At 58.0% G+C, this 13,624-nt stretch carries 11 protein-coding genes; 5 read left to right on the plus strand and 6 right to left on the minus strand.

The window, feature by feature from the left end; translation table 11 throughout:
* Positions 1-115: 115 nt before the first annotated feature.
* Both EP166_RS10715 and EP166_RS10720 read left to right on the plus strand, forming a co-directional pair.
* On the plus strand, positions 116-1,705 hold the full coding sequence (locus EP166_RS10715; RefSeq protein ID WP_127556801.1) for a hypothetical protein: 1,590 nt from the start codon (positions 116-118) through the stop codon (positions 1,703-1,705).
* 153 nt (positions 1,706-1,858) lie between these two features.
* Entirely contained in the window at positions 1,859-3,751 is a 1,893-nt protein-coding gene (locus EP166_RS10720) for a PhoX family protein (RefSeq protein WP_127556802.1), read from the plus strand.
* Positions 3,752-3,807: 56 nt separating this feature from the next.
* On the opposite strand, the gene EP166_RS10725 is transcribed toward EP166_RS10720, so the two are convergent.
* Positions 3,808-4,485, minus strand: coding sequence for a pirin family protein (locus tag EP166_RS10725; RefSeq protein ID WP_127556803.1), 678 nt, complete (start codon positions 4,483-4,485; stop codon positions 3,808-3,810).
* A 132-nt stretch (positions 4,486-4,617) separates the two neighbouring features.
* Positions 4,618-5,385, minus strand: a complete 768-nt coding sequence (locus EP166_RS10730; RefSeq protein WP_127556804.1) for an EAL domain-containing protein — start codon at positions 5,383-5,385, stop codon at positions 4,618-4,620.
* Between the two features lie 352 nt (positions 5,386-5,737).
* Between EP166_RS10730 and EP166_RS10735 the strand changes: the two genes are divergently transcribed.
* Positions 5,738-7,408 (plus strand): methyl-accepting chemotaxis protein, encoded by a 1,671-nt coding sequence (locus tag EP166_RS10735; protein WP_127556805.1) that lies wholly within the window; start codon positions 5,738-5,740, stop codon positions 7,406-7,408.
* An 81-nt stretch (positions 7,409-7,489) separates the two neighbouring features.
* Here EP166_RS10735 and EP166_RS10740 read toward each other — a convergent pair whose 3' ends face one another.
* Positions 7,490-8,182, minus strand: a complete 693-nt coding sequence (locus EP166_RS10740; protein WP_127556806.1) for an alpha/beta hydrolase — start codon at positions 8,180-8,182, stop codon at positions 7,490-7,492.
* A 241-nt stretch (positions 8,183-8,423) separates the two neighbouring features.
* Here EP166_RS10740 and EP166_RS10745 point away from each other — a divergent pair, with 241 nt between their 5' ends.
* Both EP166_RS10745 and EP166_RS10750 read left to right on the plus strand, forming a co-directional pair.
* Complete coding sequence (locus EP166_RS10745) at positions 8,424-9,185, plus strand: dienelactone hydrolase family protein (RefSeq protein ID WP_127556807.1); 762 nt, start codon at positions 8,424-8,426, stop codon at positions 9,183-9,185.
* Positions 9,186-9,342: 157 nt separating this feature from the next.
* A complete protein-coding gene (locus EP166_RS10750; protein WP_127556808.1) occupies positions 9,343-10,302 on the plus strand; it encodes a Ppx/GppA family phosphatase in 960 nt (319 codons plus the stop codon).
* A gap of 108 nt (positions 10,303-10,410) precedes the next feature.
* On the opposite strand, the gene ahpF is transcribed toward EP166_RS10750, so the two are convergent.
* The 3 genes from ahpF to EP166_RS10765 all read right to left on the minus strand — a co-directional run bounded on the left by ahpF (position 10,411) and on the right by EP166_RS10765 (position 13,552).
* Positions 10,411-12,003: an alkyl hydroperoxide reductase subunit F gene (gene ahpF / locus EP166_RS10755; protein ID WP_127556809.1), complete on the minus strand. Its 1,593-nt coding sequence runs from the start codon at positions 12,001-12,003 to the stop codon at positions 10,411-10,413.
* 115 nt (positions 12,004-12,118) lie between these two features.
* Positions 12,119-12,685, minus strand: a complete 567-nt coding sequence (gene ahpC / locus EP166_RS10760; protein ID WP_127556810.1) for an alkyl hydroperoxide reductase subunit C — start codon at positions 12,683-12,685, stop codon at positions 12,119-12,121.
* Between the two features lie 201 nt (positions 12,686-12,886).
* Positions 12,887-13,552 (minus strand): glutathione S-transferase, encoded by a 666-nt coding sequence (locus EP166_RS10765; RefSeq protein ID WP_127556811.1) that lies wholly within the window; start codon positions 13,550-13,552, stop codon positions 12,887-12,889.
* Positions 13,553-13,624 lie beyond the last annotated feature (72 nt).

Here is a 13,624-nt window from a genome sequence, read left to right on the forward strand (position 1 = left end):
TGTTGCTTAAAATACGTAAAAAACAATCAGTTAGTTCATACCGCGAGTCACGAAACTGTCATATTCGCCCACTATCCTCCCGGCTCTTCGCCCATTGGTTGTACGGGAGCACACCATGACCCTCATCGCATCACCTGCCCAACCTGCGTCCAAAAGCAATCTGATCGGCCTTCTGTGGACATTCCGGGAACGCCTCGCCGCCAAGCCCCATCAAGTCGACACCGACTTCGAACGCTTGCTGAGCGAACCGGACTACCGCAACGGTCTTTTTGACCGGGCCAGAGCGATGGAGGATCCGGGCATTCAAAATCTGGCTCACCGACTGGCGCGCACCGAGATGCCTGAATCTCTGCTTGAGGAGGCCCGTCAGCAGGGGCTCCTGCCCAAAGCGTTTCAGCCAGTGCTTGCACGTCCCTGGCGGCGCCTGCTTCTGGCGCTGCTGGCCCTTGCCCTGATTGCCACCGGCGTTTACAGCCAATGGGAGCGCCTGCTGGAAACCCTGACCGGCACCGTCGTCGTCGCGACCGATATCGATACCGACACCCGTTGGCGTGCCGACCGAACCTATCGGCTGGATTCCGACATCTTCGTTCACAACGATGCCATCTTGAGCATAGCCCCCGGCACGGTCATCAAAGGTCGGCCGGGTTCATCACTTGTGATCGCCCGGGGCAGTCAACTGGTTGCCGAAGGCACTCGGTCGGCACCCATCGTCTTCACCAGTGCGAAGCCGGTTGGGCAGCGCGAACGCGGTGATTGGGGTGGCGTCGTATTGCTCGGGGACGACCGCACCAACGAAGCCTTTGCCCGCGTCGAGGGTGTCGACGTGCGCGATATTCGCGGCCACTTCGGCGGGCAAGAGCGGAATGGCAGCTGCGGTAGCCTGCGCTACGTTCGCATTGAATACGCCGGCTACGAAGCCTTTGTCGACAATGAACTGAATGGTCTCACCGTCGCCGGATGCGGCCCGCAAACCACGCTGGAGTACCTGCAGATTCATAAGGCACTGGACGATGGCATTGAATTTTTCGGCGGCTCGGCCAACGCACGCCACTTGCTTATTACCGGTGCCCGAGACGATAGCCTCGACTGGGATCTGGGCTGGAACGGCAAGGTGCAGTTTCTGATCGCACAACAACACCCCAATGTTGGGGACAGGGCCTTTGAGGGCGACAATTCCCCTGAACGCGACAATGCCCGGCCACGTTCTGAACCCCAGATCAGCAACATCACGTTGGTCGGCACCGCACCGGACCATACCGCCATGGTGCTGCGCAGCGGTACCGCCGGTCAGTTCAGCCGCATTCTACTCTCGGGTTATGGTACCAACCCGATCGACTTGCGAGATCCGCTGACCGAGAGCCTGGTCCGCCAAGAGGCGCTGAGGTTCACTCATCTGGCCATCGATGGCGAGTCCGCAGCAACGTCACCCTGGCGTCCGGAAACCGGCGATCGGGATAACGACGCGGGCTTTGCCGAGCCGGACTACTTCAACCCCATCAGCCAGGTAATTCCCGGTTTACTGGGCAACCAGGCCAGCAACCCGGTAGCACCGGACTTCAGACCCCGCCAGCCAACGGGCAGTTCGACCGACTGGCCGGATAACGACCCCTTCTGGGATCGAACCGCCACCTACGCCGGCGCCGTTAACCCGGCCGCCACGACCCCCTGGTATCTCGGCTGGACTGACTTCAGTGAGCACTAGACTGAAGACAACCATTGAGTGATCAGGACTCAATCCTGTCATCGAATCGCTATCAAACTGACATCCCGTCGTCACGCCTCTGTCACGTCGGTTGGCAAAACTGTCACACGATTTCCGTGCAGACCAACCGACCTGACAATAAGGACCTGACCCATGCCTAACCACACCCCCGATGCCAGCCTGGAACCTGATTACAACGAAAACCCCGTTGAATTCGATCGGCTGATCAGCAAAGCCATTTCACGCCGCAGCCTGATCAAGATCGGCTCGGCTGCCGGTGCGGCGACCTTCCTCGGTGGCACCTCAAGCCTGGCCATGGCCGTTAGCCAGGCCACCACCCTGATGAGCTTCGACAACATTCCCGCCAGCACCGCCGACACCATTACGCTGCCTGCTGGCTACAGCTACGATGTGCTGATGTCCTGGGGTGACCCGGTGCTGGCCGGTGCGCCCAACTTCGCGCGCAACAACGACGCCGATGCGCAGGCTGGCCAGTTTGGCGACAACACCGACGGCATGGAACTGTTTCATCTGACTTACGCCGACGGCAGCGTCAACCCAGACCGGGCTATCCTCGCGGTCAACAACGAATACTATAACGACGAATTCATCTTCGAGCATGGTGAAGCCGCCAAAACCCTGGCCGATGTGCGCAAAGGCATCGCCGCGCACGGTGTCACGCTGGTGGAAATGGAACGCAAACCCAATGGTCAGTGGGTTTACCTGAAAGACGCTCCCATGAACCGCCGGCTGCACGGTTACGCGGCCTTCGAACTGACCGGTCCGGTCGCCGGTTCCGAGTACGTTAAAACCTCAACCGACCCAAGCGGTCGTCGCGTGCTGGGTACCTTTAACAACTGCGGCTCCGGTCGCACCCCCTGGGGCACTTACCTTACCTGTGAAGAAAACTTCAACGGATATTTTGGCGCACCGGAAGGCACTGAACTGAGCGACGCCCAACGCCGCTACGGCTTGAGCGAAAGTGGTTTCGGTTACAACTGGTGGCCGCACGAAGAACGCTTTAATCTCGCCAAGGAACCGAACGAAGCAAATCGCTTTGGCTGGGTCGTCGAAATTGATCCGTACAATCCGGAAGCACGCCCGAAAAAACGAACCGCCCTCGGCCGCTTCAAACATGAAAATGCGGCCATGACCATCAACCGGGACGGCCGTGCCGTGGTGTATTCGGGCGATGACGAACGCGGTGAGTTTCTGTACAAGTTTGTCTCGCGCGATGCCTACCGGCCCGATGACCGCGCCCACAACCTGACCTTGCTGGAACAAGGCACGCTGTACGTTGCAAAATTCCACGATGGTGGCGCCGGTGAATGGATCGAACTGAGCTACGGCCAGAACGGCCTGACACAAGCCAACGGCTTTGAAAACGAAGCCGACATCCTGGTGCGCGCCCGTGCAGCGGCAAGCTTTGTCGGTGCGACCACCATGGACCGCCCGGAATGGGTTGCCTGCCACCCGTCCTCACCCATGGTGTTCTGCGCCCTGACCAACAACACCCGACGCGGCACCACCGACCAGCAACCGGTCGGCGGCCCGAACCCGCGTGCCGAAAACCAGTACGGACAGATCGTGCGCTGGGTACCGGAAAACCGCGATCACGCATCACGCCGTTTTGGCTGGGATCTGTACGCCGTCGCCGGAAATCCGGTGGTTAAAACCGGCGCCTATGCCGGCAGTGAGAACATCACCGCCGACAACATGTTCAACAGCCCGGACGGCCTGGCGTTCGACCGCTTCGGCCGCCTGTGGATTCAGACCGACGGCAACTACTCAAACGAAGGCGACTTCGCCGGCCAGGGCAACAACCAAATGCTCTGTGCCGACCCGGTCACCGGCCACATCCGTCGATTCCTGGTTGGCCCCCAGGGCTGTGAAGTCACGGGGCTGACCTTCTCAGACGACCATCGCACCATGCTGGTCGGCATTCAGCACCCGGCCGGTCAATGGCCCAACGCAGCACGTGACGGCGTTCCCCGGTCGTCCGTGATTGCGGTTCGCCGCAACGACGGTGGCGTTATCGGCGCCTGACGCAAAAAGCCGGGCTCTGCACCTCCAGAGCCCGGCTTGTTTTTCCTCACTGCGCCTTATTCCGGCAAATCGAACACCAGTGCTTCGGCACTGCCCTCGCCACTAAAATCGATGTCAGCCGCCACAATCATTCGTCCGTCACCAGGCCCCACTCGCTCGCCGTTGGCATACACCTCACCGGTGACGCCATGCACATAGACCTGGCCAAAGTGCGGCCGGAATGACCAGTCCTGGCCACCCTGATAGCGCCATAGCCGGGCATCGGAATGCACCTGCATGGCACCCTCGGCTTCCGGGTGTAAAATGGCCGTGCCTCCAGGCAATCGGTCGAAAGCCCGCTGGTCGTAACGCGGTGACACCTGTCGCGCATTGGGCAACAGCCATATTTGCAGGAAGTGCAATGGCTCGGTATCAGAGGCGTTGTATTCGCTGTGCATAACGCCCGTGCCCGCACTCATGATCTGAAAGTCGCCCGCCGGTATGCGCTTGATGTTGCCCATGCTGTCGCGGTGTTCAATTTCACCCTCAAGCACGTACGACAGTATTTCCATATCGCGATGACCATGGGCGCCAAAGCCGGCGCCCGGGTCCACCCGGTCGTCATTGATAACGCGCAGCACCGATACGCCCATGTGGTTAGGGTCGTAATAATTGCCAAAAGAAAAAGTGTGATGGCTGTCGAGCCAGCCGAACTGAGCACGACCGCGTTCGGTCGCAGGTCTGACATATGCCATAGGGGAACCTCCTCGCTGTTTGGTACAGGCTAAATCGGGTTCGCCCCACCATATAGCGAGAGTTTCTGCAGTGACTGCTCAAAAAAACTGAACAGCCCATGGGCCGAAGGCCTGGCCATTCCAGGCGGGCCGTTACAGCCCGTGCCAGTCGACCTCGGGCAGGGTTTCAAAACCCGGTTTTGCAAACCAGTAGCCCTGAAACAGATCGACGCCCAGACCCCGCAAAAAGGCAAATTCGCCCTCGCACTCAATGCCCTCAGCCAGAGGCCTGCAGCCAATATCACGCAACATTTGCACGGTGGACCGTACGATGATCTGGCGGGTTTTGTCCTGATCGATACCGCGAATCAGCGCCATATCGAGTTTCACGATGTCCGGCTGAACCTTAGCCAGCAAATTGAGCCCGGAATAACCGGAACCGAAATCGTCGAGCGCGGTCAGAAAACCCTGCTTCTGGTAATAATCGAGGATCGAGACCAGGTGATCCTGATCATCAACCCGCTCCACTTCGGTAATCTCGAACATGATGCGTTCGATCGGAAATTGCGCGTCGTTTGCGGCTTTCAGGGTGGTGCGAATGCACAGCTCGGGCCGGTACACGGCGTTGGGTAAAAAGTTAATGCTGAGCATGCCTTGCAATTGCAGCCTGGCCGCCAGCGTGATGGCTTTCACCCGGCAGGCCTGATCGAAACGGTAGCGATTGGTATCATCAACCTGGCTGATGATGCTGTAGGCCGATTCGCCCTTCAAGCCCCGTACCAGAGCTTCGTAACCGTACAATTCGCGCCGCGATACATCCACAAGCGGCTGGAACGCCATACTGAAATCAAATCCTAACAGATTGCCGTCGCGGCAGGCCTGACAACTCAGTGTTTGAAAATCAACGGGCTGTTCTCTCATTGTCTAACTTCCCGGGTATTTGTCTAAAAATTCAGGTTAGCAGCCCCACCCGTTTCGGTGAAATGCTTTTACAGTGACACTGCGCCGGAATGGAAGAAAAAAGGCGTAATGTACCTGACAACGCACCGTTTCGGTGCTTTAATTTGAGAAACAGTAGGCATATAACGGCGACAACACAGCACAAACCGGCACGTATTTCGCATGGCGAATCGTCAACAGCCACCGTCGATTCGCTATCGGTTTCGTCAAGATTACGCTGGCACAGCCGATACATTACCCAACACCGGGTTGTTGCCATCAAGGAGGAGGCGATCACCACTCAGCTAACGCCCCAGGGCCAAAGGCATCGCCGATGATCAAACTTTCGCTTACCTACAAAATCAGCTTACTGGTCAGTGCACTTATCTTGGCACTGATCCTGCTCGCCGGGCTCTTCATCACCAGCTTCAGCGGCATTATTGCCAACAGCCAGACCGACGCCCAGCTGCGACGCCTGGAAAGCCAGCTGGTCGAAAACTGGCAAACCCTTAATCGACAGTATGTAGAAACCTCAGACCTTGGGCCTCGTTATTTTGCCGATGCCATACCACTGGCCGAACTGGAAGCATCGGTGCAAGCCGCACAAGCGACTCAAACCCGCCTGCTCGATGCGACCCAAAACCTCGACCCGGCACTTATTGAAAGCTGGAACAATGTGCTGGTGCCCATTACCGAGCTGCCGCTGCAAGACCTGATGAGCACCCTGCAAGAACGTCAGATGGCCCTGTCGGAGGCCTTCGACGAAGCGGCCGAGGTCTGGATCACCAAGGGTGGTTTCAACGTACGGCGCGCAGCAGAAACGGCGTTGGAAGAGCGCACCCTGCCCGTTGAGGAGAGCATCGATCTGTTTACCGAGCACTACAACACCCTGGTCAGCACCCGGTCCAACGATCTGATCAAATCGCAACAAAGCACCGTGCAAACCCTGGTCATTGGCTTGACGCTGATCATTCTGCTTGCCGTTGCCGTGGCGTTTTTCGTGCTGCGCAAACTCAAGCGCGACCTGCATTCGGTGGTCGATATTACCCGCCAGCTCGCCAGCGGCGACCTGACTGGCGTTATCGATGCCCGTGAACAGGGCGATGAAGTCGATGAGGTAAAACTGGCCGTCAGCCAGATGAACACCAAACTCAACGAGATATTCACCTCGGTGGTGGAGCTTTCCGAACACCTGGGCACCTCAGCCAGCAGCATTATGGAAGACACCGAGGCCCGCTTTAAAGACACGGAAAACCAGCAGGAGAAGATGCAGCATCTGGCCCATGCCATTGGTGAACTGCAAACCGCTTCACAGCAGGTATCCGAAGCGGCGGTCGAATCGCTCAACGTATCGGAAAGCGCCAATGAAGCCGCTGCCGAAGGCAACGAGACGGTTACCCAGACCATTGCCGCCATTCAGAAGCTGGCCGGTGACATTGAACAATCCGTGGATGTGATCAAAAAACTGGACGGCCAGGCGGAAAACATCACGACTATTATCACCTCCATTCAGGCCATTGCCGAGCAAACTAACCTGCTCGCGCTTAATGCCGCCATCGAGGCCGCTCGCGCCGGTGAGCAGGGTCGAGGCTTTGCCGTCGTTGCCGACGAGGTGCGCCAGCTTGCACACCGAACCCAACAGTCGACCGAGGAAATCCAGAAAACACTGGAGGAGCTGCGCCAAGGCACCCAAGCCGCCGTGAGCGTCATCAACGACAGCCACGACCAGTCTATCGCGTCGGTCGACAAGGTCAGCGAGGCCGGTGAGGCCATTCAACGCTTTGTTGTGGCCGTCGAAAAAATTCGCGACTGGACACTGCAAACCTCAGCCGCTGCCGAGGAACAAAACGTCACCCTCAGCACCCTGTCGGACACCGTCAACGACATAAACCAGATCACCGAAGACAACACCCGGCGTGCTCAGGTGTCGGTGGGCTCAACCGAGTCGCTGAATCAGCTGAGTAAAGACCTATTGCATTCGGTGTCGTACTTCAAACTGAAGTAGCGTCTAGTGGTCCATGCGCAAGGTTCTGTCACTGTTCACGGTGCCAGCAAGCTCAGAGCTTCGTTCCTTAGCAACAGAACGTCACTCATGGACCGCTAGCACTTTCTGCAACCAGGCCGAGATCGTTTTGATCTCGGCCGCATTCACGCTGTGCTCCATTGGGTAAGTCTGGTATTCAGGTGTATACCCGTTTTCGGTCAGCGCCATCACAGCCTGTCGACCCAATACCTCGGGCACGACCGGATCCATCACCCCATGACACACCAGAATGGGCACTGACTGATTCGCCTCAGACCGTTTTACGGTATGTTGAGTCGCGAAATAGGTCGATAGCGCCATCAATCCACCAAGGGGCTCGGCATGCCGCAGAGCACATTCGTAGGCCACGGCTCCGCCCTGGGAAAAGCCGGCCACGATGATGCGTCGACTGTCGATACCGCGGCTGCGTTCGCGCTCGATAAACGCGTCGATCGCCGACGCTGAGGCTTCCAACTGAGGGGTATCGACCTTGCGGTCTATCGACATCTCCAGAATGTCGTACCAGGCGGGCATCACAAAGCCGCCGTTGATCGTCACCGGAATTTGGGGTGCGTGCGGAAAGATAAACCGCACCGACATCGATGCCGGCAACTGCAGCTCCGGAACGATGGGTTCGAAATCGTGACCGTCGGCTCCCAATCCGTGTAACCAGATAACGGTCGCATCCGGCTGATCGCCCGTTTCCACTTCCAGTGCCGGTAACAGCTTGGCTGCCTGTTCAGGTGAAGATGCCATCTCACTGAGCCTCAATCGATTATTCATGTAGGTGCCGAGTATACCGGCTTGTCTCACGCCTCGCAGTGCCTCCGGGAATTCCTGTACTACCCTAAGTGCGATCTGACTGAACGAATCGGTCCAGTATGGCAGCCTGGCCGTAGGTAATAAGGCGCGGCCCGGCGCCTTGGCCTGACAGTACGCGAGGACCGGGCCGGACACTCTTCACGCTTCAGTAACCACAACAAAGAGAGGACGCGATATGAAACTGCACCACAGTCTCGCCACCCTGGTGGGTACAGCTCTGTTTACGCTGTCTGCCCAGGCCGAAGTAATGGGCCAGGCCCATACCTACAGCGTCGATGGCATGGAATTCGAAGGGTATGTGGCTCACAACAGCAATTTGGAAGAATCTCGTGGCACCGTGCTGATCATTCACGACTGGGACGGCCTAACCGACTACGAAAAACGCCGCGCCGAAATGCTGGCCGCCGAGGGTTACACCGCCTTCGCCATCGATGTATACGGGGCCGGCCGCAACCCAACGTCAATGCAAGAAAACCAGCAACGTTCGGGCGAGATGTATGCCGACCGGGCAGAATTTCAGAAGCGCCTGCAGGGCGCTCTGGCAGAAGCGGAGTGGATTCCCGGTGCGACTGACGACATCGTGGTCATTGGCTATTGCTTCGGCGGTGCCGGTGTTCTGGAACTGGCGCGCACTGGTGCGGACACCGAAGGCTTTGTATCGTTTCACGGCGGCCTTGGCTTACCCGATGGCCAGAACTACAGCCAGGTTGCTGCCCCAGTGATGGTACAGCATGGCTCGGCCGACCCGGTGTCGGGCATGGCCGATGTCGCGGCCCTGCTCGATAATCTGCAAGCCGCAGGCGTTGAGCATTCTGCCCAAATTCACGGCGGTGCACGCCATTCCTTTACGGTATTTGGCAGTGGCGATTACGATTTGAACGCCGATCGGGCTTCCTGGGAAGCGCTGCAGGATTTCCTCGCTGCCCGTCTGGATTGAACCCGGTTATCGAACCGAACACCTGCCTCCCGGCAGGTGTTCGAACGCCCTGACAGCTTTGCCGTACGCCCCGCCTGACTGAACTTTTCATTGCCAGAGTGTCAATCTGGCGAGATACCCGCTATATTTCCGTAATAATAAAAACCCCAGTTGTCCCATGAACGCACCTGCACTCTATGCCGCGGTTGACCTCGGCTCGAACAGCTTCCATCTGGTGATCATGAAGTCGGATGGACACTCGCTGCAATCGGTGGATTGCAAACGCCAGCTGGTGCGCCTCGCCGCGGGCGTCGACATCAGCACCGGCCGTCTCAACCGGGATACCAAAACCCGGGCCTTGCGCTGTCTGGCTCAATTCAGCAATACCCTCAAAAACCTGCCCGACGTTCAGGTCACCGCCGTCGGCACCAGTGCCTTTCGCCACCTCAGTGGCGACCCCCAGTTCATTAAACGGGCCGAGTCAGCCCTGGGCCAACCCATACGAATTCTCAGCGGCGAAGACGAGGCTCACTACATTTACCGGGGCGTCTCTCAGGGACAACCCGAACAAGACCGACGTTTCGTGCTGGACATTGGCGGTGGCAGTACCGAGCTGATCGTTGGCCATGGCAGACAACCTGAAGTGGTGGCCAGTCTGGAGATCGGTTGTGTCACCCTGACCTCCCGCTTTCTGGATCACGACCGGCTCGACCCCAAGCACCTGGCGGCCTGTGAGGCTTATGTCGATGAACAGATCGCGGCCGTCAAACCCCGCTTCGAGGGCCACGACTGGACCGATGTGATGGGGTCTTCAGGCAGCATCAAGGCGATCAGTTGGGCACTCAGCAATCTCGGTCTGACCCGCGACGGCAGCATCAGCCGGGCGCAGCTCGACCGACTGCACCCGGTGCTGACACAGGCCGACAGCCAACATCAGTTATCACAACTACTCGAACTGAACCCGCGTCGAATTGCGGTCTTCGCCGCCGGCTATGTGATTCTGCACCGGGTATTCCATGCCTTCGATATCGACAGCATGCGACTGTCGTTCAAAGCCATTCGCGAAGGGCTGATCGACGAGATGATTCGCGATGAACTGATGACCCAGCCGATCATTTCATCCGAGTCCCAAACCTAAAAAACCCGCCTCGGCGGGTTTTTAAATTCAAGTTCCGGAGTTCGGGTTGCCTGAGAGGCATTGGTCCACGCCGGGCACCAGAGTAACCCAAACTCCGAAGTTTGTGGCTTAGGCTGGTTCCGCCACCTCAACCTTTTCTTCGACCGTCGCAGCTGGCACATCCGAGCGAATCAGGTGATCGAAAGCGCTCAGGGCAGCGGTGGCACCAGCGCCCATTGAGATCACAATCTGCTTGTACGGCACTGTGGTGGCATCGCCGGCGGCGAAGACACCGGGCATTGAGGTTTCACCGCGCGCGTCGATTTCAATTTCACCGAAGCGGGTCAATGCCAGGTCGCTGTCTTTGAGCCATTCTGTGTTGGGCACCAGGCCAATCTGAACAAAAACACCGGCCAGTTCGACAGAGTGCGATTCGCCACTCGCGCGGTCAGTATACTTCAGCGAAGTAACGGTCTTGCCATTGCCGACGACTTCCGTGGTCTGCGCATTGGTGATGATGGTTATGTTGCTCATCGAACGCGCCTTGCGTTGCAGCACGTCATCGGCACGCAGGGTGTCAGCGAATTCCAGCACGGTCACGTGGCTGACAATACCCGCCAAATCAATCGCCGCTTCGATGCCGGAGTTGCCGCCGCCAATCACGGCAACGTGCTTGCCCTTGTAGAAGGGGCCATCGCAATGCGGGCAATAGGCCACGCCCTTGTTACGGTATTCGGCTTCACCCGGCACGCCCAGTTCGCGCCAGCGGGCACCCGGGGCCAGAATCACGGAGCGGCTCGACAAGGTGGCCCCACTTTCCAGCGCCAGTTGCAACTGGCCATCGCGTTTCAGTTCGGCGGCACGCTGCCCGGTAATCAGATCAACGCCGTATTCTTTCACGTGCTGTTCAAGACCGGCGGTCAGTTTCGGACCTTCGGTGTAAGGCACTGAAATGAAGTTTTCGATGCCCACGGTATCCATGACCTGGCCGCCAAACTTCTCAGCCACCAGCCCGGTGCGGATGCCCTTGCGTGCGGCATAAATCGCGGCGGCTGCGCCCGCCGGGCCACCGCCAACAATCAGCACATCGTAGGGGTCGCGCTCGTTCAGTGCTTCGGCCTGGCGCTCGGCGGCGCCGGTGTCGAGTTTGGCGACGATGTCGGTCAGTGTCATCCGGCCCTGGCCAAAGTGCTCTCCGTTCAGATAGACAGACGGCACGGCCATGATCTGGCGCTGGTCGACTTCGTCCTGAAACAGGGCACCGTCGATCATTTCGTGGGTGATGTTCGGGTTCAGCGTCGCCATCAGGTTCAGGGCCTGAACCACATCGGGGCAGTTCTGGCACGACAGCGAAATGTAGGTTTCAAAATGGAACTCGCCGGTCAGTGCACGTACCTGATCGAGCACCTCGGGGTCGGCTTTCGACGGGTGACCGCCGGCTTGCAACAAGGCGAGCACCAGGGAGGTAAATTCGTGGCCCATGGGAATGCCGGCAAAGCTCACCCGGGGGGTTTCGCCCGCCGGAGCTATGCCCATGCTCGGTGTCCGCTGGCCGGTGAATTGGCCGCGGCTGATGTTGCCCGAAAGATCAATGATCTCCGTGGCGAGCGCGTCCAGTTCTTTGGATTTGGCAGTATCGTCGGTGGACACACTGACTTCGATTGGGGTCACAATCTTTTGCAGGTAGGTGTCCAATTGCTGTTTTAACGTGGCATCCAACATCGGTGTGTCCTGTTTGTTTGGAAAAGTAGAAACGAGGGGCGGGTGCGCGATAAAAAAAGGGGCGAGCCCGCCCCCTCTTGAAGGTCGATCTGGTTATTCAGCCAAAGGGCTGTGCTTAGATCTTGCCTACCAGGTCCAGTGACGGAGCCAGTGTTTCTTCACCTTCTTTCCACTTGGCCGGGCATACTTCGCCGGGGTGTGCAGCGATGTATTGAGCCGCCTTGATCTTGCGCAGCAGTTCGTTAGCGTCGCGGCCAATGCCGCCGTCGGTGATTTCCACCACACGAATGATGCCTTCAGGGTCAATGACGAACGTAGCGCGATCGGCAATGCCATCTTCTTCGATCATGACATTCAGGCTGCGTGTCAGCTTGCCCGTCGGATCCGCAATCATCGGGTACTGGATCTTGTTGATGGTTTCTGACGAATCGTGCCAGGCCTTGTGGGTGAAGTGAGTGTCAGTAGACACTGAGTACACTTCGACGCCGCGCTTCTGGAACTCGTCGTAGTTGTCGGCCAGGTCACCCAGTTCAGTCGGGCAAACAAAAGTGAAGTCGGCCGGGTAGAAGAACAATACGGCCCACTTGCCTTTCAGCGTCGCTTCAGTGACTTCCACAAATTCACCGTTGTGAAATGCCTGAGCGGTAAACGGGGCCAATTCGGAATTGATGTAACGTGCCATGTGTCAAGACTCCCTAGTCTGTGAATGTAACGGTTAGAAACATTTCGGCGATGCGCCGACTACAGGAGTAATGTTATGGGTATTCCGGTAACGAAGAAATCGACTTATTGCAATCAACGTCATAGCGTGAACCAATCATCAATCGGAAAGTGATTGATTTTGATGCAAACCCATTTCCACAGCACTTTCGCGGTGCACCGCTCACAAGGTGACCGGGCCACCCTTGTCGATAGCCACCTGATACGCCGGGCGTGCCCGCAACCGTTCCAGGTAGGCCGATAGCGCCGGGTAGGCATCGCCCAACCCGTAGCGACCAGCTGCCGCTTCCAAGGGGTAGCTGAGCTGGATATCGGCACAGGTAAAGCGGTCGGCAACCAGCCAGTCACGCTGCTGCAAGTGATCGTTCAACACCTTGAGCTGGGTGTCCACCTGGGGCTGGATGTAACTGCCAATTACGCGACGGGTGATGTTTTTCGCCACCGGTTTGGCAAAAAACGGCATGCGGGATTTGGGCACGCGCCGAAACACCAGCGTCATGACCAGTAAGGGCATCAGTGTGCCCTCTGCATAATGCAACCAGTACAGATAATCGGCTCGGGCGGGCTCGGCCGCTGGTATTGATAGCGCCTTTTGCGGATGTTGCTCCGTCAACCACTCCAGAATGGCGCCGGACTCTGCCAGGGTCATGTCGCCCGTCGTAATCACCGGCGATTTACCGAGCGGATGCACGGCTTTCAACTCAGCCGGAGCCAGCATGGTTTTTGGGTTTCGCTGGTAAGTCTTTAACTCGTACTCCAGCCCCAATTCTTCAAGCAACCACAGCACCCGGTGCGAGCGCGATTTTTCCAGGTGATGAACCGTCAACATAATTCAGGGACTCCTGCCTGATACTGGTTAAACACAAAAAAGCCAGCGGACGCTGGCTAACTTAACAACGGT

The organism is Saccharospirillum alexandrii, from assembly GCF_004000275.1.
Classification (GTDB): domain Bacteria; phylum Pseudomonadota; class Gammaproteobacteria; order Pseudomonadales; family Natronospirillaceae; genus Saccharospirillum; species Saccharospirillum alexandrii.